This window comes from Enterobacter cloacae complex sp. P14RS, assembly GCF_014895895.1.
GTDB lineage: Bacteria > Pseudomonadota > Gammaproteobacteria > Enterobacterales > Enterobacteriaceae > Enterobacter > Enterobacter bugandensis.
The window spans coordinates 287,993-307,104 of the sequence record NZ_JADBQM010000006.1; the positions used below are offsets into that span (position 1 = coordinate 287,993).

Here is a 19,112-nt window from a genome sequence, read left to right on the forward strand (position 1 = left end):
GCAGGGCCAGATGGCGCTGCCCTTTTGCTTTATAACCTGTTAATGACAACCGGGCATTATGGAAAATAAAAGCATTCCCCAAGCCACGTCGCCCCTGGCCGCGTGGCTTTCTTATCTGGAAAACCTGCACAGTAAAACCATCGATATGGGCCTTGAGCGCGTAAGCCAGGTTGCCGCGCGTCTCGACGTGCTGAAACCGGCTCCGTTCGTGTTCACCGTTGCAGGTACTAACGGTAAAGGGACGACCTGCCGCACGCTGGAATCTGTCCTGATGGCTGCCGGCTATAAGGTCGGCGTTTACAGCTCACCGCATCTGGTGCGCTATACCGAGCGCGTGCGGGTGCAGAACACCGAGCTGGCGGAATCTGCCCATACGGCGTCGTTCGCGGCTATCGAAGCGGCGCGCGGGGAAATCTCATTAACCTATTTTGAATACGGCACCCTGTCGGCGCTGTGGCTGTTCAAACAGGCGCAGCTGGACGTGGGGATCCTGGAAGTGGGGCTGGGCGGGCGTCTGGATGCCACCAATATTGTGGATGCGGACGTGGCGGTGGTCACCAGCATCGCGCTGGATCATACCGACTGGCTGGGCCCGGACCGTGAAAGCATTGGCCGCGAAAAGGCCGGTATTTTCCGGGCGAATAAGCCTGCCGTGGTGGGCGAGCCGGACATGCCGCATACCATTGCCGACGTGGCGAAAGAGAAGGGCGCACATCTGTTGCGCCGAGGCGTTGACTGGCAGTATGAGGTGCAGGGCAACGGCTGGCGCTTTAGCGATGCGCAGGGCGTTCTGGAGAATCTGCCGCTGCCGCAGGTGCCACAGCCTAACGCGGCAACCGCGCTGGCGGCACTGCGCGCCAGCGGATTAGCTGTAAGTGAGCAGGCGATCCGTGACGGCATTCAGAATGCGCTGCTGCCCGGTCGTTTCCAGATAGTCAGCGAGTCACCGCGTCTGATTCTGGACGTGGCGCACAACCCGCATGCGGCGGCGTATCTCGCAGGACGTCTCAAATCGTTACCAAAAACCGGGCGCGTGCTGGCGGTTATCGGTATGCTTCATGATAAAGATATCGGCGGCACGCTGGCCTGCATGGAGAGTGTGGTCGATAGCTGGTATTGTGCTCCTCTGGAGGGGCCGCGCGGTGCGACAGCTGAGCAGTTGATGGAACATCTCGGCAAAGGTGCAATCTACAGTAGCGTGGCGCAGGCCTGGCATGCCGCGATGGCAGATGCTAAACCAGAAGATACCGTGCTGGTGTGTGGCTCTTTCCACACGGTAGCACATGTCATGGAAGTGATGGACGCGGGGAGAACCGGTGGCGAGTAAGTTTCAGAACCGTTTAACAGGAACCATTGTGCTGGTCGCGCTCGGGGTGATTATTCTTCCCGGGCTGCTCGACGGGCAGAAAAAACATTATCAGGACGAGTTTGCAGCCATTCCGCTGGTGCCGAAGCCGGGCGACCGCGATGAGCCGGATATGCTGCCTGCGGCGACCCAGGCGCTGCCTGCTCAGCCGCCTGAAGGGGCGGCGGAAGAAGTTCGCGCGGGCGATGCCGCTGCACCGTCACTCGACCCGTCGCGTCTGGCGGCGAATAACAACATCGAGATCGATCCGGTACCGGTAGAGAAGCCTAAGCCTGTTGAAAAACCGAAGCCGGTAGAGAAACCGCAGCCGAAGCCTCAGCAACAGCGAGATAAAGCAGCAGAGCAGCTGGCTGCAGCGTCTGAAACTCCACCACCTGCGAAGCAAGACGCAGCGCCGACCGGCAAAGCCTACGTTGTGCAGCTGGGGGCGCTGAAAAACGCCGATAAAGTCAACGAGGTTGTGGGTAAACTGCGCAGCGCGGGCTATCGCGTTTACACTTCACCTTCCACGCCGGTGCAGGGTAAAATCACCCGTATCCTCGTGGGGCCGGAGGCATCGAAGGACAAGCTGAAAGGGTCGCTGGGCGAGCTGAAGCAGATCTCCGGGCTGAGTGGTGTGGTGATGAGCTACAGCGCGAACTAAGTACGACCTGCTCCTTTAGAGAGAGGCGATAAGCCACGGCGTTGAACATTTTTTCAGCGCCTTTTTTATTTACGCGCGGGAAGGAAATCCCTACGCAAACGTTTTCTTTTTCTGTTAGAATTCGCCCCGAACTGGATGACAGGGCGTTTAATCGTGGGACACATATGGTCTGGATTGATTACGCCATCATTGCGGTGATTGGTTTTTCCTGTCTGGTTAGCCTGATCCGTGGCTTTGTTCGTGAAGCGTTATCGCTGGTAACCTGGGGTTGTGCTTTCTTTGTTGCCAGTCATTACTACACTTACCTGTCTGTCTGGTTCACGGGCTTTGAAGATGAACTGGTCCGAAATGGAATCGCCATCGCGGTGCTGTTTATCGCGACGCTGATTGTCGGCGCTATCGTGAATTACGTGATAGGTCAGCTGGTCGAGAAAACCGGTCTGTCAGGAACGGACAGGGTACTCGGGATCTGTTTCGGGGCATTACGAGGCGTGCTGATTGTGGCCGCGATCCTGTTCTTCCTGGATACCTTCACCGGGTTCTCCAAAAGCGAAGACTGGCAAAAATCGCAGCTCATTCCAGAGTTCAGCTTCATCATCAGATGGTTCTTTGACTATCTGCAAAGCTCGTCGAGTTTTTTGCCCAGGGCATAAACCCTGAGATGTGGCTTAACGAGGAAAAGACGAATGTGCGGTATTGTCGGTATCGCCGGTTTCATGCCGGTAAACCAGTCGATTTATGACGCGTTAACGGTGCTTCAGCACCGTGGGCAGGATGCTGCGGGTATCATCACCATTGATGCAAACAACTGCTTCCGTTTACGTAAGGCCAATGGCCTGGTAAACGATGTGTTTGAAGCCCGCCATATGCAGCGTCTGCAAGGTAATATGGGGATCGGTCACGTTCGTTATCCTACTGCTGGCAGTTCCAGCGCCTCTGAGGCACAGCCTTTCTACGTCAACTCACCGTATGGCATCACGCTTGCCCATAACGGCAACCTGACCAACGCTCATGAGCTGCGTAAGAAGCTGTTCGAAGAGAAACGTCGCCACATTAACACCACCTCTGATTCAGAAATCCTGCTCAATGTGTTCGCCAGCGAGCTGGATAACTTCCGTCACTACCCGCTGGAAGCAGACAATATCTTCGCTGCCATTGCCGCGACCAACCGCCAGATCCGCGGTGCGTACGCCTGCGTGGCGATGATCATCGGTCACGGCATGGTCGCCTTCCGCGATCCAAACGGCATTCGTCCGCTGGTGCTGGGCAAGCGCGACCTCGGCGATGGCCGTACCGAATATATGGTTGCCTCTGAGAGCGTGGCGCTGGATACCCTGGGCTTCGAATTCCTGCGCGACGTTGCGCCGGGCGAAGCGGTGTATATCACCGAGAAGGGCCAGTTGTTCACCCGTCAGTGTGCCGACAACCCGGTCAGCAACCCGTGCCTGTTTGAATACGTCTATTTTGCCCGTCCGGATTCGTTCATCGACAAGATTTCCGTCTACAGCGCGCGCGTCAATATGGGCACGAAGCTCGGCGAGAAGATTGCCCGCGAGTGGGACGATCTCGACATCGACGTGGTGATTCCTATCCCGGAAACCTCCTGCGATATCGCCCTGGAGATCGCCCGCATTCTGGACAAGCCGTACCGTCAGGGCTTCGTGAAGAACCGCTACGTTGGCCGCACGTTTATCATGCCGGGCCAGCACCTGCGCCGTAAGTCCGTGCGCCGCAAGCTGAACGCCAACCGCGCGGAATTCCGCGACAAGAACGTTCTGCTGGTGGATGACTCCATCGTTCGCGGCACCACCTCTGAGCAGATTATCGAGATGGCGCGCGAAGCGGGTGCGAAGAAAGTCTACCTGGCGTCTGCCGCGCCGGAGATTCGCTTCCCGAACGTGTACGGCATTGATATGCCAACCGCCAACGAGCTGATTGCTCACGGCCGTGAAGTGGATGAGATTCGCCAGATCATCGGGGCCGACGGCCTGATTTTCCAGGATCTGAACGATCTCATCGACGCGGTGCGCGCCGAGAACCCGGAGATTCAGCAGTTCGAATGCTCCGTGTTCAATGGCGTCTACGTGACGAAAGACGTTGACCAGCAGTACCTCGACTACCTTGATTCGCTGCGCAACGACGATGCGAAAGCCGTTCAGCTGCAAAACGATCTCGAAAGCTTAGAGATGCACAACGAAGGTTAATCTCTCAGCAGGTGAGGGCGCTCGCCCTCACTTGCAACTCCCCGCAAAATCCTGCACAGTCAGCCCAGAATTCAGCAAGGGCGAAATCATGAAACGACTCATAATAGGCATCAGCGGTGCCAGCGGCGCGATTTACGGCGTACGCCTGCTACAGGTTTTGCGTAACGAGGCAGAAGTGGAAACGCATCTGGTGATGAGCCAGGCGGCGCGGCAAACCCTCTCCCTTGAAACGGATCTCTCCCTGCGCGATGTCCAGGCGCTGGCGGACGTGGTTCACGATGCCCGCGATATCGCCGCCAGCATCTCCTCAGGCTCGTTTAAAACCGCCGGTATGGTGATCCTGCCCTGTTCAATCAAAACGCTCTCCGGGATTGTGAACAGCTATACCGACACGCTGGTAACGCGCGCGGCGGACGTGGTGCTGAAGGAGCGCCGCCCGCTGGTGCTCTGCGTGCGGGAAACGCCGCTGCACCTGGGCCATCTGCGCCTCATGACCCAAGCCGCCGAGCTGGGCGCAGTGATCATGCCGCCGGTGCCGGCGTTCTATCACCGACCGCAGTCGCTGGACGATGTGATTAATCAGACCGTCAATCGCGTGCTGGATCAGTTTGACATCGACCTGCCCGAAGACCTCTTCACCCGCTGGCAGGGAGCCTGATTCTGTGCACAAATGCTGTGCATGAAAAGAGACGTTGCCCTGTTTCAGGGCAATTATGCAACGGCGATCATATCCTCGACATTTAATTCGCTTTTTCCCTTTTTCTCTTTCCGGTTCGTTCGGCAGACCTGCTATCTTTCACCATTAAGGCAATATCGCAACGTTTTATTAACATATTTAACGTCGAACTTTTGACCAGACGGCAATGTGGCATAAGACCTGCAAGAGAAGCCTGCAACACAACACACAACACACAACACAATACATAATAAAATCACGGTACTTGAGGGTAAATGTATGAAGAAGACGGTTCTGGCTCTGTCTTTGCTGGTGGGGTTAAGTGCGGCGGCAGGTAGCTACGCAGCGCTTCCACAGACGGTTCGTATCGGTACAGACGCAACCTACGCGCCATTCTCTTCCAAGGATGCGAAAGGCGATTTCGTGGGGTTTGATATCGATCTGGGAAATGAAATGTGCAAACGTATGGAAGTGAAATGCACATGGGTGGGCAGCGACTTCGACGCGTTAATCCCGTCGCTGAAGGCAAAGAAAATCGACGCCATTATCTCTTCTCTCTCCATCACCGAAAAACGCCAGCAGGAGATTGCCTTCTCTGACAAGCTCTACGCTGCGGATTCGCGTCTGATTGCCGCGAAAGGGTCCCCGATCCAGCCGACCATCGACTCGCTGAAAGGCAAGCATGTGGGCGTGCTCCAGGGCTCGACCCAGGAAGGTTACGCGAATGCCAACTGGCGCGAGAAGGGCGTCGACGTGGTGGCTTACCAGAACCAGGATCTGATCTACTCTGACCTGGCTGCAGGCCGTCTGGATGCCGCATTCCAGGATGAAGTCGCGGCGAGCGAAGGCTTCCTGAAGCAGCCAGCAGGTAAAGATTACGCCTTTGCGGGCCCGTCCGTGAAAGACAAAAAATACTTTGGTGACGGCACCGGCATCGGCCTGCGTAAGGACGATAAAGAGCTGAAAGCCGCCTTTGACAAAGCATTCACGGAGCTGCGCAAAGACGGTACCTACGACAAACTGGCGAAGAAATACTTCGACTTCAACGTCTACGGTGACTAACGCACCAGCGTGGTGCGTCGCGGGTGTGGATGATTCAATATGGTGCAACTTGTGCACCATATTGGGTCGCTACGTGCATACTTAAGCATTTATAATGCAAAAATTCCCGTCTGAAAGGCATTATTCTTTGCCTGACAGCGTGGATTAATGGCACATTAACCCCACCCCGTCGTCGTAAAAAAACCGTATGAAGACAGTTTGTTGAGGACAAATATGAAAAAACTCGTGTTGTCATTATCTCTGGTACTGGCCTTTTCCAGCGCCACCGCGGCCTTCGCAGCCATTCCGCAGAAAATTCGTATTGGCACCGATCCAACCTACGCGCCGTTTGAATCGAAGAATTCAAAGGGTGAACTGGTGGGTTTTGACATCGATCTGGCCAATGAGCTGTGCAAACGCATCAAAGCACAGTGTACTTATGTAGAGAACCCGCTGGATGCGCTGATCCCTTCACTGAAAGCTAAAAAAATAGACGTGATTATGTCCTCGCTTTCCATCACCGAGAAACGTCAGCAGGAGATTGCCTTCACCGACAAGCTCTATGCTGCCGATTCACGTCTGGTAGTGGCTAAGTCTTCTGACATTCAACCGACCCTCGAGTCGCTGAAGGGGAAACGCGTAGGCGTGCTGCAGGGCACCACGCAGGAAACCTACGGTAACGAACATTGGGCGCCGAAGGGGATCGAAATCGTCTCCTATCAGGGCCAGGAAAATATTTACGCAGACCTGACGGCAGGCCGTATTGATGCGGCATTCCAGGATGAAGTCGCGGCAAGCGAAGGTTTCCTGAAAACGCCGGTGGGTAAAGATTATAAGTTCGGCGGTCCGTCCATTAAGGACGAGAAGCTCTTTGGCGTGGGTACCGGTATGGGCCTGCGTAAGGAAGACAACGAACTGCGTGAGGCGCTGAACAAAGCGTTTGCTGAAATGCGCGCTGACGGTACCTACGACAAGCTGGCGAAAAAGTACTTCGATTTCAATGTGTACGGCGGCTAATCGCTCCGTCAAATAACGTGCGGCCCCTCCCGCTGGGGGAGGGGATAAGACACGGTTTACCACTCACGATACGACAGGGCTCGCGGTATGCTGTACGGATTTTCTGGCGTTATTTTACAGGGCGCGCTTGTCACCCTTGAGCTGGCTATCAGCTCCGTGGTGCTGGCGGTGCTGATAGGTCTGGCGGGCGCAGGGGCGAAGCTTTCGGCTAACAAACCGCTGGCGCTCATTTTCGAAGGCTATACCACGCTCATTCGCGGCGTACCCGATCTGGTGCTGATGCTGCTTATTTTTTACGGCCTGCAGATTGCCCTGAACAGCGTGACGGATGCGATGGGCATGGGACAAATTGATATCGACCCGATGGTGGCCGGTATTATCACCCTCGGTTTTATCTACGGTGCCTACTTCACGGAAACCTTCCGTGGCGCTTATATGGCGGTTCCCAGAGGACACATTGAAGCGGCAACCGCATTTGGTTTTACCTCTTCACAAACGTTTCGCCGGATTATGTTCCCGGCCATGATGCGCTATGCGCTGCCGGGTATCGGCAACAACTGGCAGGTTATCCTCAAAGCGACGGCGCTGGTCTCGCTGCTCGGTCTGGAAGACGTCGTGAAAGCGACTCAGCTGGCGGGCAAGAGCACCTGGGAGCCGTTCTACTTTGCGGTGGTCTGCGGCGCGATCTATCTGGTCTTTACGACCGTCTCCAATGGTGTGCTGCTTCTGCTCGAGCGTCGCTACTCCGTGGGTGTGAAGAGGGCTGACCTGTGATTGAGATTATTCAGGAATACTGGAAATCCCTGCTGTGGACGGATGGCTACCGCTTTACCGGCGTGGCGATCACGCTCTGGCTGCTGATTTCTTCCGTGGTGATGGGCGGCATTCTGGCGGTGTTTCTCGCCATCGGCCGCGTGTCGAACAATAAATTTATTCAGTTCCCGATTTGGCTGTTTACCTATGTGTTTCGCGGCACGCCGCTGTACGTGCAGTTGCTGGTGTTCTATTCGGGGATGTATACGCTGGAGATCGTAAAAGGCACGGAAATGCTGAATGCGTTCTTCCGCAGCGGCCTGAACTGTACGGTGCTGGCGCTAACGCTCAATACCTGCGCCTATACCACCGAGATTTTCGCCGGGGCCATTCGTTCCGTGCCGCACGGTGAGATCGAGGCGGCGCGCGCGTACGGCTTCTCCTCGGTGAAGCTTTACCGCTGCATTATTCTGCCGTCGGCGCTGCGCATTGCGCTACCGGCCTACAGCAACGAAGTGATTTTGATGCTGCACTCCACCGCGCTCGCCTTTACCGCCACGGTGCCGGACCTGCTCAAAATCGCGCGCGATATCAACTCCGCGACCTATCAGCCGTTTACCGCGTTTGGCATTGCGGCGGTGCTCTATTTAATTATCTCTTATGTTCTGATTAGCCTGTTCCGTAAGGCTGAAAAACGCTGGCTGCAGCATATAAAACCTTCTTCGACGCACTGAGAAAGATGATGGCTGAGAACAAATTAAACGTTATTGATTTGCACAAACGCTACGGCGAACATGAAGTGCTGAAAGGGGTGTCGCTGCAGGCTAACGCAGGCGACGTAATCAGTATCATCGGTTCATCCGGCTCGGGTAAAAGTACCTTCCTGCGCTGCATTAACTTCCTCGAAAAGCCGAGCGAAGGCTCGATTGTGGTGAGCGGGCAGAACATCAACCTGGTGCGTGACAAAGACGGCCAGCTGAAGGTGGCGGATAAGCATCAGCTGCGCCTGCTGCGTACGCGCCTGACGATGGTGTTCCAGCATTTCAACCTCTGGAGCCACATGACGGTGCTGGAGAACGTGATGGAAGCGCCGGTTCAGGTGCTCGGCTTAAGCAAGCAGGAAGCCCGGGAACGCGCGGTGAAATACCTGGCGAAAGTGGGTATCGACGAGCGCCAGCAGATGAAGTATCCGGTACACCTTTCCGGCGGCCAGCAGCAGCGTGTCTCTATCGCCCGCGCGCTGGCGATGGAGCCGGAAGTGCTGCTGTTCGACGAACCGACCTCCGCGCTGGACCCGGAACTCGTAGGCGAAGTGCTGCGCATCATGCAGAAGCTGGCCGAAGAGGGCAAAACGATGGTGGTGGTGACGCACGAGATGGGCTTCGCCCGTAACGTCTCGAACCACGTGATTTTCCTGCATCAGGGGAAAATTGAAGAGCAGGGGCACCCGGACGAGGTGCTGGCAAACCCGCAGAGCCCGCGTTTGCAGCAGTTCCTTAAAGGATCTCTGAAATAAAGAGGGCATCAGCCCGCAGTGCAGCCCAATCGCCCGGTGACGCTTCGCTTACCGGGCCTACAAAACCCCAGGCCGGGCAAACGCAGTGCCGCCCGGCATTCAGGCCGCACCACACTCCAGGCGATACACCCAGTCGTCATAACGCACGCCGTCAATCTCATACGCCTTTTCAAGCACCTGCGTGCGCACAAACCCGGCTTTCTCAAGCACCCGCACAGACCCTCCGTTGTCCGCCAGCACGTACGCGTTAATCGCCTTCACGCCGGTCTGGTTAAACGCGTACTCACATACCGCGCGCAGCGCCTCGCTGGCGATGCCTTTTCCCTGCGCGGCAGGCACAACCGTGTAGCCAATGTCCGCCTCTTCACGATTCTCAGGGCTGATTTGCAGGCCGATATCGCCGAGTGGCGTATCTTCATTCAGAAAGCGGATCACGAAGACATGCTCCGCCATCAGGCGTGCGGCAAACACGCGTCGGGTCTCTTTCTCAGGCGCAATCGCGGCCATATAGCGCATGATGTCGCGGTTTTCGCGCAGCGAGCGGAAGAAGGCCCAGTCAGAGGGTTCGAAAGGGGTGAGATGAAGCCGGGGAGTGGTGATGGTTGCCATTGTTACGCCATTTCATCGGAACATGGCGTATCACTGTAACATATTCAGCGTACCACATCCCCCAGCGCCTCTTCTAAGTCATACCAGCGAAACGCAAACCCCGCCGCTTCCAGCCGTTTTGGCAGCGCGCGCTGACCGCCCAGCACCAGCACGGACGCTTCGCCCATCAACAGGCGAATTGCCGTCGCAGGCACGCGCAGTATCGCCGGGCGATGCAGGGCATGTCCCAGCGCGTGGACAAACTGTTCATTTCGCACCGGATACGGCGCAACCATGTTAAATGGCCCGCGCAGTTCGTTATCCAGCAGCCATATAATGCCGTTCACCATATCGTCGATATGGATCCAGGCCAGGTACTGTCGCCCGTTGCCGATCGGCCCGCCGAGCCCCAGCCTGAAGGGCGGAAGCATTTTACCCAGAATGCCGCCTTTCGGCGCAAGCACCACGCCGGTACGCAGCAGGCAGACGCGGGTATTATCGCTTTGCGCCGCGCAGGCGATGCGCTCCCACTGGGCGCAGAGTTTATGGGTGAACTCGTTGTGGGGCGGCTCTTCCTCGGTCACCACCACTTCGCCGAGATCGCCGTAATAGCCCGTTGCAGAGCCTGAAATCAGCACCGACGGCGGGGTCTGGCTGTTGCGAATCAGCTCAACCAGTTTCTCAGTTATGTTCCAGCGGCTGCTGCACAACCGCTGTTTCTGCTCTTCGGTCCAGCGCTTATCGGCGATGGGTTCACCCGCAAGGTTGATGACGGCGTCGAAGCCGTCCAGATTCTGCCGATCGGCCAGCCCTTTCCAGATATCGACCCCCGCGCCCAGCACCTGGCGCGCTTTCTCCGGGCTGCGGGTCACTACGGTAATGTCGTGATGCAGCGCCTGCAAACGCGCAATGAGATGGCGCCCAATCAGGCCTGTACCGCCGGTCAGCAGAATCTTCATACAACCTCCAGGTTTACGCCTGGCGTCGCCAGCTTAACGTCATGGAGACGGAGTCGGCATAGCGCAGGGCGTGAAGTTTATCGATCTCTACTTCAGCATAAGTGACCCAGTGATGATCGCGTGCGATATCGAGCACATCCTGGGTTAATTTTTCCAGCAGAGAGAAGCGGTTGTTTTCCACGTACTGGATGATGTTTTTAGTGATCGTGCGATAGTTCAGCGCGTCATTGATGTCTTCGCTGGCCCGCGCTTTGTCTGCCGGGTAGTGAATCACCACATTAATGACAATATCCTGACGGTTGGCAATCTCTTCCTCTTTGATACCAATGAACGTGCGCAAGCGTAAATTTTTTATACGAATAATAGCGTCTGGCTGTGACATTGCAGGTCTTCTCCGTGTCAGTATTTCCCGCCCATAATACATGAGAGCCTCTCAGCCACCCAGCCTCATAGGTGATTAAACCTGCTGGATTTTTTGCATTGCGCGTTCGGTGGCCGGGCGGGTCCGGATACGCTCAAACCAGTTGTTCACCGCCGGGTAAGACGCTAAGTCAATCCGGTGTTTATCATGCGTATTTACCCACGGCCAGCAGGCGATATCGGCAATGCTGTAATGGTCGCCCCCGAGCCACGGCGTTTTCTCCAGCCGCTGGTTCAGAACGCCGTAAAGACGCTGGGTTTCAACCTGATATCGCTCAATGGCGTAAGGAATAGTCTGCGGCGCGAAGGCGGTGAAGTGGTGGTTCTGCCCCAGCATCGGCCCAAAGCCGCTTGACTGCCAGAAAAGCCACTGCAGAGTGTGGTGACGCTCGCGCAGTTCACCGCTCAGCAGCTTGCCGGTTTTCTCTGCCAGATAAAGCAAAATTTCACCGGATTCAAACAGGCTTAACGGCCTGCCTCCGTCCGCCGGCTGGCTATCAATAATGGCCGGAATTTTATTGTTGGGCGAGATAGCCAAAAACACAGGGTTGAACTGTTCGCCTTTGCTGATATCCACGCGGATGATTCTGTAATCCAGTTCGGCTTCTTCGAGAAAGAGGGTGATCTTGTGGCCATTTGGGGTAGGGGCGTAATAAAGGTCAATCATTCTCAACTCCTGTCCATGCGAATAGTGGTGCCATGACAAATGAGTATAGGTGCTTGTTGTAAATCGTGAGTTTTCATCAAGTGACAGCGAAGCAAAGAGATTATATGTTGAGTAAAAACCGATCAGCCGATGAGGATGTTATGAACCAGCCCGTAATTACGTTGTGGTCCGATGCAAATTTCTTTTCTCCCTATGTTATGAGCGTTTACGTCGCGCTGGCCGAAAAGGGGCTCTCTTTTACGCTGAAGACCGTCGATCTCGACGGTGGTGAACACCTCAAACCCCAGTGGCAGGGTTACGACCTGACGCGACGCGTGCCGGTGCTGGAACTGGATGGTTTTGCACTGAGCGAATCCTCGGCGATCGATGAATATCTGGAAGATCGTTTTGCGCCGCCGGAGTGGGAGCGCATCTATCCTCACGATCTGCAAAAGCGCGCCCGAGCCCGGCAGATCCAGGCGTGGCTGCGTAGCGACCTGGTGCCGATTCGCGTCGAGCGCTCCACGGATGTCGTGTTTGCCGGTGTGAAAAAGCCAGCGCTCAGCGCAGAAGGCGTCGACAGCGCGCAAAAGCTGATTGAAACTGCAGCCTCGCTGCTCGCTCACGGCAACCCGAACCTGTTCGGTGAATGGTGTATTGCCGATACCGATCTGGCGCTGATGCTGAACCGTTTGATCCTCAACGGCGATGAGGTCCCTCAACTGCTGGTGGACTATGCGGCGTTCCAGTGGCAGCGAGCCTCCGTACAGCGCTATGTGGCACTCTCCGCTAAGCGCGCGGGCTGATAAGCCCTGACGCTTCAGGTATGATAAGGGGAGTTTTTTTACCAGGGAGTGACGGATGAAACTGATGTTTGCGTCAGATATCCATGGATCGCTGCCCGCGACCGAGCGAGTGCTTTCTCTGTTTTCGCAAAGCGGGGCCCAATGGCTGGTGATTCTGGGGGATGTGTTAAATCATGGTCCGCGTAATGCGCTGCCGGAAGGCTATGCCCCGGCGCAGGTGGCGGAAAAGCTTAACCCGTTTGCCTCGCGCATTATCGCCGTTCGCGGTAATTGCGACAGCGAAGTCGACCAGATGCTGCTGCATTTTCCCCTTACCGCGCCATGGCAACAGGTTCTGCTGGAAAACAGCCGCCTGTTTCTTACCCACGGACACCTTTTCGGCCCGGATAATCTCCCGGCGCTCGCGGCTGGCGATGTCCTGGTTTACGGCCATACTCATATTCCGGTGGCTGAAAAACGCGGTGAGATTTATCACTTTAATCCGGGGTCGGTCAGCATCCCGAAAGGCGGATATCCTGCGAGCTATGGCCTGCTCGATGGAAATACCCTGAGCGTTATCGCACTTAATGATCAGCAAGTTATTGCGCAGGTAGCGATTAATCCGTAAGTTACACCACAACTGCAAACGCGCCGAAAGAGCGCTTAGACGAGAAGGTTTCCCGATGGTGGAGCAGAATCATTTGGCAAGTACTGAATGGGTTGACATTGTCAGCGAAGAAAATGAAGTGATCGCGCAGGCGAGCCGCGAACAAATGCGTGCAGAGCGACTGCGTCACCGTGCAACGTACATCGTTGTGCATGACGGCATGGGCAAGATTCTGGTCCAGCGCCGCACGGACACCAAAGATTTTCTTCCGGGCATGCTTGATGCCACCGCAGGCGGCGTCGTGCAGGCCGATGAAGTGCTGCTGGATTCCGCACGCCGTGAAGCGGAAGAAGAGTTAGGTATCGCCGGGGTGCCGTTTGCCGAGCACGGGCAGTTCTATTTCGAAGACGAACATTGCCGCGTCTGGGGTGGACTGTTTAGCTGCGTTTCCCATGGGCCTTTCGCCCTGCAGGAAGAGGAAGTGAGCGAAGTCTGCTGGATGACGCCGGAAGAGATTACCGCCCGCTGCGACGAGTTCACGCCGGATTCGTTAAAAGCGCTGGCGCTGTGGATGACCCGCAACGCCAAAAACGAATCCGCTAAGCCGGAAAACAAAGCGGAAAAAGAGGAAGAGGCTGAGTAAGCCTTAACAGCTTTCCCGCAGGCACAGGCTGGACGCGATGGGTTTTTGGTCGCGCCAGTCTCCGTCATTCAGACGTTCCAGTAGCGCTTTACCTGCCTCAATCCCAATCTTTCGATGCGGTACCGCCATCGTCGTCAGCGGCGGCTGGCAGACGCGGCTCACATCGCTATCGCCAAAGCCCACGACAGCCAGATCGTCCGGCACTTTAATGCGTCGACGCTGACACTCATACAGCGCGCCGCAGGCCAGCTCGTCTGATACGCACACCAGCGCATCCAGCTCCGGCCACGCCAGCAAGAACTCTGGCAGTTGTGCCGCGCCGGTCGAGAAGCTCGGCGGCATCGCCGCGTTAATCACCCGGTTTGGCGACAGATGATGGCGCAGCATCGCCTTGTACCAGCCCTGCAAATGCTGCTGGAAAATCCACTGCTCCTGGTTGGCGCACAGCAGGCCGATATTCTGGTAGCCGCGCCTAATCACCATTTCTGTCAGCTCGTACATGGCCGCCACGTTATCGATCCCGATATTCATATCGATCGGATCGGCGCGCATCGCACCCATCTCCATTACCGGAATCGAGGCGTTTTTCAGCCAGTGGCGAACAGTGTCGGTGTGCTCGACGCTGAGCAAAATCGCGGCGGCGATATTTGACGCCAGCAGGGTCTCAAGCAGCTTCTCTTCCTGCTCAAGCCGATGCTGGGACTCTGCCAGCATGATCTGGTATCCGGCGGGCTGCAGCACCTGCTGTAGGCCCGCAAACATTTCAGAGCAACCGGCTTCGGAAAGGTTGGGAACAACCATCGCAATCGTCCATGAGGACGCGGATGCCAGTGCGCTGGCGGCGAGATTGGGCATATAGCCCAGCTCCTGCACCGCAGCTTCAATTTTTTCACGCAGTTTATCGGAAACCTGTTCGGGCGTGCGGAGCGCACGGGAGACGGTCATCGTGCCGACTCCGGCAAGCTGCGCGACATCAGCGAGCGTGACTTTTCCGGTACTGCGCCGTTTTCGGGTTAAAGACATACACCTTCCTGCTGACCAGACGCGTTCTTTTTTCCTTCATTTCAGGTGACAGGCAGTATACGCCTTAAATCCCTTTTTTTGCTGTGATTTCACACCATGATTACATTTTGATAGCGCTATCACATTTCTGCATGTTGGTAATTGGTAGCGCTATCTTTGTGATCGCGATCGCAGTCAATGATTGATGGGTTGAATAAAGTTTGCCCATCTTTAGCGTTTGGCGGGAGGGAAAATGCTCAAAAAGTGGATATATGATACAACCATCACGCTGCAGGATAGCGTGGAAAGCTGGCCACAGGCGCTGGAGATATGCGCGAAACCGCTGCTGGATCTGCAGGTGATTGCACCGGAGTACGTGACGGCAATCATTCAGCAGCACCATACGTTAGGACCCTATTATGTGCTGGCACCAGGGCTAGCCATGCCGCATGCGCGGCCGGAGGAAGGCGCCAAAGGACTGGGCTTGTCATTACTAAAACTAAAACAGGGCGTCTCTTTTGGTGCCGGAGAGTTTGACCCTGTCGATCTGATTATTATGCTTGCGGCACCGGATAAACATAGCCATATCGAAATGATATCCGCGCTCGCTGAATTATTTTCCAGCGACGAAGATATGGAGAAATTACATCAGGCGAATACCCTGGAGGACATTAAAACCATTATTGACCGCTTCTGATTTAATTTTTTAATCCGATTATTCACAACATTACGCGCCAGCGTGATGGGGCGTGCTCTACTCAAAATAAGGGGACAACAATGAAAATCATGGCTATTTGCGGTTCTGGCCTGGGCAGCAGTTTTATGGTCGAAATGAACATTAAAAAAGTGCTTAAAAAGCTGGACATTGAGGCCGAGGTTGAACACTCCGATCTCTCCTCCGCCACGCCGGGCGCGGCGGACCTGTTCGTGATGGCGAAAGACATTGCGGCCAGCGCCAGCGTGCCGGAAAGCCAGCTGGTGGTGATCAACAACATCATTGATATCAACGAACTCGAAGCGCAGCTGCGCGCCTGGTTCGACAGACAATAACCCTGATAAGGCGAGGTGGATATGTTTATCCTTGAAACGCTGAATTTCGTTGTCGATATTTTAAAAGTCCCTTCGGTGCTGGTGGGTTTAATTGCGTTAATTGGTCTGGTCGCGCAGAAAAAAGCGTTTTCTGATGTCGTAAAAGGCACAATTAAAACGATTCTCGGCTTTATTGTACTGGGCGGTGGCGCCACGGTGCTGGTGGGGTCGTTAAACCCGTTAGGCGGTATGTTTGAGCACGCTTTTAATATCCAGGGCATTATTCCAAACAATGAAGCGATTGTGTCGATCGCGCTGGAAAAATACGGTGCCTCGACCGCGCTGATCATGGCCTTCGGCATGGTGGCGAACATTGTCGTCGCGCGCTTTACCCGCCTGAAGTACATCTTCCTGACCGGGCACCACACCTTCTACATGGCGTGCATGATTGGCGTGATCCTGACGGTCGCAGGCTTCGAGGGAGTAGGGCTGGTATTTACCGGTTCGCTGATCCTCGGCCTGATTATGGCCTTTTTCCCGGCGATTGCGCAGCGCTATATGAAGCGTATTACCGGCAACGATGAGATCGCCTTCGGTCATTTCGGTACGCTGGGCTACGTGCTGTCCGGCTGGATTGGCAGCAGGGTCGGCAAAGGCTCGCGCTCCACCGAAGAGATGAACCTGCCGAAAAACCTCAGCTTCCTGCGCGACAGTTCGATCTCCATCTCCCTGACCATGATGATTATCTACCTGATCATGGCGGTAAGCGCCGGGCGTGAGTACGTGGAGTCCACCTTCAGCGGCGGGCAAAACTACCTGGTCTACGCCATCATCATGGCGATCACCTTCGCGGCGGGCGTGTTCATCATCCTGCAGGGCGTGCGCCTGATTCTGGCGGAAATCGTCCCGGCCTTTACCGGCTTCTCAGAAAAACTGGTGCCGAACGCGCGTCCGGCGCTGGACTGCCCGGTGGTCTACCCGTATGCGCCAAACGCGGTGCTGATTGGCTTCCTGTTCAGCTTCCTCGGGGGAATTGTGGGGTTGTTGATCTGCGGTCAGTTTAGCTGGGTGCTGATCCTGCCGGGCGTAGTGCCGCACTTCTTCACCGGCGCAACGGCGGGCGTGTTCGGTAACGCCACCGGTGGACGCCGCGGGGCAATGATAGGCGCCTTTGCTAACGGCCTGCTGATTACCTTCCTCCCGGTCCTGCTGCTGCCGGTACTGGGTGCGATTGGCTTTGCTAACACCACCTTCTCGGACGCCGACTTCGGCGCGGTCGGGATTGTGCTGGGCAACCTGGCGCGCTTCCTGTCACCGCTTGCCATCACCGGGCTGGTTGTGGCGCTGTTCGCGCTGCTGGTGGCCTACAACATCTTCGCGAAAAACAAACCTGCGGGTAGTAACGCGCAGGAAAATACCGGAGCCAAATCATGAATGAGAACGAGATAACCGAACTGGCGCGTCAGATCCGTCTTGAAACCCTCAAATCCCTGACGCAGCTGGGCTTTGGGCACTACGGCGGCAGCATGTCGGTGGTGGAAACCCTGGCGGTGCTGTACGGCGCCGTGATGAAGATCGACCCGGCGGATCCGGACTGGCCTGAGCGCGATTACTTTGTGCTGTCGAAAGGTCATGCAGGCCCGGCGCTCTACAGCACCCTGGCGATTAAGGGCTACTTCCCGGTTGAAGAGCTGAGCACGCTGAACCAGAACGGCACGCGTCTGCCCAGCCACCCGGACCGCCTGAAAACGCGCGGCGTGGATGCCACCACCGGCTCGCTGGGGCAGGGGATCTCCATTGCGGGCGGTATGGCACTCTCGCACAAGCTGGCCGGGCGACCGAATCGGGTCTTCTGCATCGTTGGCGACGGCGAGCTGAACGAAGGCCAGTGCTGGGAAGCGTTCCAGTTTATCGCTCACCATCGTCTGAACAACCTGACCGTGTTCGTGGACTGGAACAAACAGCAGCTCGACGGCGAACTGGACGAAATCATCTGTGCCTTCGACCTGGAGGGCAAATTCCGCGCCTTTGGCTTTGACGTGGTGACGGTCAAAGGGGATGACATTCCGGCACTGCTGAAGGTGACTTCAAGGGTACCGGAGGCCGATGCGCGTCCGCGGGTGGTGATCCTCGACAGCATCAAAGGGCAGGGCGTGCCTTACCTGGAACAGCTCAGCAACTCGCACCACCTGCGATTGACCGCGGAGAGCAAAGCGGCCCTCAATGAGACGATTCGCCAACTGGAGGCTTCACATGATTAAGGTTGCACCGGCAGGACAGAAAGACGCCGTTGAGATGCGCAAGGTCTACGCGGGCTTTGTGGCAAAGCAGATTGAGGCCGGCAGCGAGATTATCGCCCTGGAAGCGGACCTGATGAGTTCAATGGCGATGGACGGCGTAGCGCGCGATTATCCGCAGCACGTGATTAACTGCGGCATTATGGAGGCCAACGTCATCGGCACTGCGGCGGGGCTGTCGCTCACCGGCCGTAAGCCGTTCGTGCACACTTTCACCGCGTTTGCCAGCCGCCGCTGCTTCGACCAGCTGTTTATGTCCCTGGACTACCAGCGCAACAACGTGAAGGTGATTGCCTCGGATGCGGGCGTGACGGCCTGCCACAACGGTGGGACGCACATGTCCTTCGAGGATATGGGCATCGTGCGCGGTCTGGCGCATTCGGTGGTGCTGGAAGTTACCGATGCGGTGATGTTCGAGGATGTGCTGCGTCAGCTTATCGATCTCGAAGGCTTCTACTGGGTGCGCACCATCCGCAAGCAGGCGCCGAGCGTCTATGCGCCGGGCTCAACCTTCACCATTGGCAAAGGCAACGTGTTGCGCGAGGGAAGCGATATCACGCTGATTGCCAACGGCATCATGGTGGCGGAAGCGCTGGAGGCGGCGCGCCAGCTGGAACAGGAGGGGGTAAGCGCAGCGGTCATCGACATGTTTACCCTGAAGCCCATCGATCGGATGCTGGTGAAAAACTATGCCGAGAAAACCGGGCGTATTGTGACCTGCGAAAACCACAGTATTCACAACGGTCTCGGGTCAGCGGTGGCGGAAGTGCTGGTGGAGACCTGCCCGGTGCCGATGCGTCGCGTGGGCGTGAAGGAGCGTTACGGCCAGGTGGGCACACAGGACTTCCTGCAAAAAGAGTATGGCCTGACGGCGCATGACATTGTGTCGGCGGCGCGGGAGCTGCTGTAATAAAAAAAGG

The 19,112-nt window shown here is 56.3% G+C and carries 23 protein-coding genes; 18 read left to right on the forward strand and 5 right to left on the reverse strand.

All coding sequences use genetic code 11. The features are described 5' to 3' along the window. Window positions 1–58 precede the first annotated feature (58 nt). The 10 genes from folC to hisP all read left to right on the forward strand — a co-directional run bounded on the left by folC (window position 59) and on the right by hisP (window position 9,216). Window positions 59–1,327, forward strand: coding sequence for a bifunctional tetrahydrofolate synthase/dihydrofolate synthase (folC, locus tag IM295_RS05445; RefSeq protein ID WP_193066368.1), 1,269 nt, complete (start codon window positions 59–61; stop codon window positions 1,325–1,327). Continuing rightward, window positions 1,317–2,009: a cell division protein DedD gene (dedD, locus tag IM295_RS05450; protein ID WP_045259684.1), complete on the forward strand. Its 693-nt coding sequence runs from the start codon at window positions 1,317–1,319 to the stop codon at window positions 2,007–2,009. The genes folC and dedD overlap by 11 nt, the downstream gene beginning before the upstream one ends. 164 nt (window positions 2,010–2,173) lie before the next feature. Then, the gene (gene cvpA / locus IM295_RS05455; RefSeq protein ID WP_000262116.1) at window positions 2,174–2,662 is read left to right on the forward strand and encodes a colicin V production protein; all 489 of its coding nucleotides are present in this window, start codon (window positions 2,174–2,176) and stop codon (window positions 2,660–2,662) included. Between the two features lie 33 nt (window positions 2,663–2,695). Further along, the gene (gene purF, locus IM295_RS05460) at window positions 2,696–4,213 is read left to right on the forward strand and encodes an amidophosphoribosyltransferase (protein WP_014884664.1); all 1,518 of its coding nucleotides are present in this window, start codon (window positions 2,696–2,698) and stop codon (window positions 4,211–4,213) included. A gap of 88 nt (window positions 4,214–4,301) precedes the next feature. Further along, window positions 4,302–4,871, forward strand: coding sequence for a UbiX family flavin prenyltransferase (locus IM295_RS05465; protein WP_193066369.1), 570 nt, complete (start codon window positions 4,302–4,304; stop codon window positions 4,869–4,871). A 297-nt stretch (window positions 4,872–5,168) separates the two neighbouring features. Next, on the forward strand, window positions 5,169–5,951 hold the full coding sequence (gene argT, locus IM295_RS05470; RefSeq protein ID WP_028013956.1) for a lysine/arginine/ornithine ABC transporter substrate-binding protein ArgT: 783 nt from the start codon (window positions 5,169–5,171) through the stop codon (window positions 5,949–5,951). A gap of 213 nt (window positions 5,952–6,164) precedes the next feature. Further along, complete coding sequence (gene hisJ / locus IM295_RS05475) at window positions 6,165–6,947, forward strand: histidine ABC transporter substrate-binding protein HisJ (RefSeq protein ID WP_028013955.1); 783 nt, start codon at window positions 6,165–6,167, stop codon at window positions 6,945–6,947. A gap of 87 nt (window positions 6,948–7,034) precedes the next feature. Further along, window positions 7,035–7,721: a histidine ABC transporter permease HisQ gene (locus tag IM295_RS05480; RefSeq protein WP_028013954.1), complete on the forward strand. Its 687-nt coding sequence runs from the start codon at window positions 7,035–7,037 to the stop codon at window positions 7,719–7,721. Next, window positions 7,718–8,434, forward strand: coding sequence for an ABC transporter permease (locus tag IM295_RS05485; RefSeq protein ID WP_028013953.1), 717 nt, complete (start codon window positions 7,718–7,720; stop codon window positions 8,432–8,434). Before IM295_RS05480 ends, IM295_RS05485 begins: the two co-directional genes overlap by 4 nt. A gap of 8 nt (window positions 8,435–8,442) precedes the next feature. Further along, window positions 8,443–9,216, forward strand: a complete 774-nt coding sequence (gene hisP / locus IM295_RS05490; RefSeq protein WP_010433274.1) for a histidine ABC transporter ATP-binding protein HisP — start codon at window positions 8,443–8,445, stop codon at window positions 9,214–9,216. A 99-nt stretch (window positions 9,217–9,315) separates the two neighbouring features. Here the strand turns inward: hisP and IM295_RS05495 are convergent, their stop codons facing one another. The 4 genes from IM295_RS05495 to yfcG all read right to left on the reverse strand — a co-directional run bounded on the left by IM295_RS05495 (window position 9,316) and on the right by yfcG (window position 11,850). Then, complete coding sequence (locus IM295_RS05495) at window positions 9,316–9,825, reverse strand: GNAT family N-acetyltransferase (protein WP_028013952.1); 510 nt, start codon at window positions 9,823–9,825, stop codon at window positions 9,316–9,318. A gap of 44 nt (window positions 9,826–9,869) precedes the next feature. Beyond that, the gene (locus IM295_RS05500) at window positions 9,870–10,763 is read right to left on the reverse strand and encodes a TIGR01777 family oxidoreductase (protein WP_193066370.1); all 894 of its coding nucleotides are present in this window, start codon (window positions 10,761–10,763) and stop codon (window positions 9,870–9,872) included. A 13-nt stretch (window positions 10,764–10,776) separates the two neighbouring features. After that, window positions 10,777–11,145, reverse strand: coding sequence for a dihydroneopterin triphosphate 2'-epimerase (gene folX, locus IM295_RS05505; protein ID WP_028013950.1), 369 nt, complete (start codon window positions 11,143–11,145; stop codon window positions 10,777–10,779). Between the two features lie 75 nt (window positions 11,146–11,220). Continuing rightward, on the reverse strand, window positions 11,221–11,850 hold the full coding sequence (gene yfcG, locus IM295_RS05510) for a GSH-dependent disulfide bond oxidoreductase (RefSeq protein WP_028013949.1): 630 nt from the start codon (window positions 11,848–11,850) through the stop codon (window positions 11,221–11,223). A gap of 140 nt (window positions 11,851–11,990) precedes the next feature. Between yfcG and yfcF the strand changes: the two genes are divergently transcribed. From yfcF to yfcD, 3 genes are read left to right on the forward strand one after another with little or no spacing between them, the layout of a single operon-like run. Further along, a complete protein-coding gene (yfcF, locus tag IM295_RS05515) occupies window positions 11,991–12,635 on the forward strand; it encodes a glutathione transferase (RefSeq protein ID WP_047367994.1) in 645 nt (214 codons plus the stop codon). A gap of 55 nt (window positions 12,636–12,690) precedes the next feature. Further along, on the forward strand, window positions 12,691–13,242 hold the full coding sequence (gene yfcE, locus IM295_RS05520) for a phosphodiesterase (protein ID WP_028013947.1): 552 nt from the start codon (window positions 12,691–12,693) through the stop codon (window positions 13,240–13,242). 55 nt (window positions 13,243–13,297) lie between these two features. Next, window positions 13,298–13,864, forward strand: coding sequence for an NUDIX hydrolase YfcD (gene yfcD / locus IM295_RS05525; protein WP_006811396.1), 567 nt, complete (start codon window positions 13,298–13,300; stop codon window positions 13,862–13,864). A 3-nt stretch (window positions 13,865–13,867) separates the two neighbouring features. Here yfcD and IM295_RS05530 read toward each other — a convergent pair whose 3' ends face one another. Then, window positions 13,868–14,887 (reverse strand): LacI family DNA-binding transcriptional regulator, encoded by a 1,020-nt coding sequence (locus tag IM295_RS05530; RefSeq protein WP_041908911.1) that lies wholly within the window; start codon window positions 14,885–14,887, stop codon window positions 13,868–13,870. Window positions 14,888–15,119: 232 nt separating this feature from the next. On the opposite strand from IM295_RS05530, the gene IM295_RS05535 reads away from it, so the two are divergent. The 5 genes from IM295_RS05535 (at window position 15,120) to IM295_RS05555 (ending at window position 19,102) form a co-directional block, all read left to right on the forward strand. Beyond that, entirely contained in the window at window positions 15,120–15,563 is a 444-nt protein-coding gene (locus IM295_RS05535) for a PTS sugar transporter subunit IIA (RefSeq protein ID WP_047367993.1), read from the forward strand. A gap of 80 nt (window positions 15,564–15,643) precedes the next feature. Beyond that, window positions 15,644–15,916, forward strand: a complete 273-nt coding sequence (locus tag IM295_RS05540) for a PTS sugar transporter subunit IIB (RefSeq protein WP_041908914.1) — start codon at window positions 15,644–15,646, stop codon at window positions 15,914–15,916. Between the two features lie 21 nt (window positions 15,917–15,937). Continuing rightward, window positions 15,938–17,329: a PTS ascorbate transporter subunit IIC gene (locus IM295_RS05545; RefSeq protein WP_045631476.1), complete on the forward strand. Its 1,392-nt coding sequence runs from the start codon at window positions 15,938–15,940 to the stop codon at window positions 17,327–17,329. Continuing rightward, complete coding sequence (locus IM295_RS05550; protein WP_193066371.1) at window positions 17,326–18,156, forward strand: transketolase; 831 nt, start codon at window positions 17,326–17,328, stop codon at window positions 18,154–18,156. Before IM295_RS05545 ends, IM295_RS05550 begins: the two co-directional genes overlap by 4 nt. Beyond that, window positions 18,149–19,102, forward strand: a complete 954-nt coding sequence (locus IM295_RS05555) for a transketolase family protein (RefSeq protein WP_045259691.1) — start codon at window positions 18,149–18,151, stop codon at window positions 19,100–19,102. The genes IM295_RS05550 and IM295_RS05555 overlap by 8 nt, the downstream gene beginning before the upstream one ends. Window positions 19,103–19,112: the final 10 nt, after the last annotated feature.

Excerpts from the sequence above, each read along its gene's own strand:
- folC (WP_193066368.1), top strand. The coding sequence starts at position 59 with ATGGAAAATAAAAGCATTCCCCAAGCCACGTCGCCCCTGGCCGCGTGG.
- cvpA (WP_000262116.1), top strand. The coding sequence starts at position 2,174 with ATGGTCTGGATTGATTACGCCATCATTGCGGTGATTGGTTTTTCCTGT.
- purF (WP_014884664.1), top strand. The coding sequence starts at position 2,696 with ATGTGCGGTATTGTCGGTATCGCCGGTTTCATGCCGGTAAACCAGTCG.
- IM295_RS05465 (WP_193066369.1), top strand. The coding sequence starts at position 4,302 with ATGAAACGACTCATAATAGGCATCAGCGGTGCCAGCGGCGCGATTTAC.
- argT (WP_028013956.1), top strand. The coding sequence starts at position 5,169 with ATGAAGAAGACGGTTCTGGCTCTGTCTTTGCTGGTGGGGTTAAGTGCG.
- hisJ (WP_028013955.1), top strand. The coding sequence starts at position 6,165 with ATGAAAAAACTCGTGTTGTCATTATCTCTGGTACTGGCCTTTTCCAGC.
- IM295_RS05480 (WP_028013954.1), top strand. The coding sequence starts at position 7,035 with ATGCTGTACGGATTTTCTGGCGTTATTTTACAGGGCGCGCTTGTCACC.
- hisP (WP_010433274.1), top strand. The coding sequence starts at position 8,443 with ATGGCTGAGAACAAATTAAACGTTATTGATTTGCACAAACGCTACGGC.
- IM295_RS05495 (WP_028013952.1), bottom strand. The coding sequence starts at position 9,825 with ATGGCAACCATCACCACTCCCCGGCTTCATCTCACCCCTTTCGAACCC.
- IM295_RS05500 (WP_193066370.1), bottom strand. The coding sequence starts at position 10,763 with ATGAAGATTCTGCTGACCGGCGGTACAGGCCTGATTGGGCGCCATCTC.
- folX (WP_028013950.1), bottom strand. The coding sequence starts at position 11,145 with ATGTCACAGCCAGACGCTATTATTCGTATAAAAAATTTACGCTTGCGC.
- yfcG (WP_028013949.1), bottom strand. The coding sequence starts at position 11,850 with ATGATTGACCTTTATTACGCCCCTACCCCAAATGGCCACAAGATCACC.
- yfcF (WP_047367994.1), top strand. The coding sequence starts at position 11,991 with ATGAACCAGCCCGTAATTACGTTGTGGTCCGATGCAAATTTCTTTTCT.
- yfcE (WP_028013947.1), top strand. The coding sequence starts at position 12,691 with ATGAAACTGATGTTTGCGTCAGATATCCATGGATCGCTGCCCGCGACC.
- yfcD (WP_006811396.1), top strand. The coding sequence starts at position 13,298 with ATGGTGGAGCAGAATCATTTGGCAAGTACTGAATGGGTTGACATTGTC.
- IM295_RS05530 (WP_041908911.1), bottom strand. The coding sequence starts at position 14,887 with ATGTCTTTAACCCGAAAACGGCGCAGTACCGGAAAAGTCACGCTCGCT.
- IM295_RS05535 (WP_047367993.1), top strand. The coding sequence starts at position 15,120 with ATGCTCAAAAAGTGGATATATGATACAACCATCACGCTGCAGGATAGC.
- IM295_RS05540 (WP_041908914.1), top strand. The coding sequence starts at position 15,644 with ATGAAAATCATGGCTATTTGCGGTTCTGGCCTGGGCAGCAGTTTTATG.
- IM295_RS05545 (WP_045631476.1), top strand. The coding sequence starts at position 15,938 with ATGTTTATCCTTGAAACGCTGAATTTCGTTGTCGATATTTTAAAAGTC.
- IM295_RS05550 (WP_193066371.1), top strand. The coding sequence starts at position 17,326 with ATGAATGAGAACGAGATAACCGAACTGGCGCGTCAGATCCGTCTTGAA.
- IM295_RS05555 (WP_045259691.1), top strand. The coding sequence starts at position 18,149 with ATGATTAAGGTTGCACCGGCAGGACAGAAAGACGCCGTTGAGATGCGC.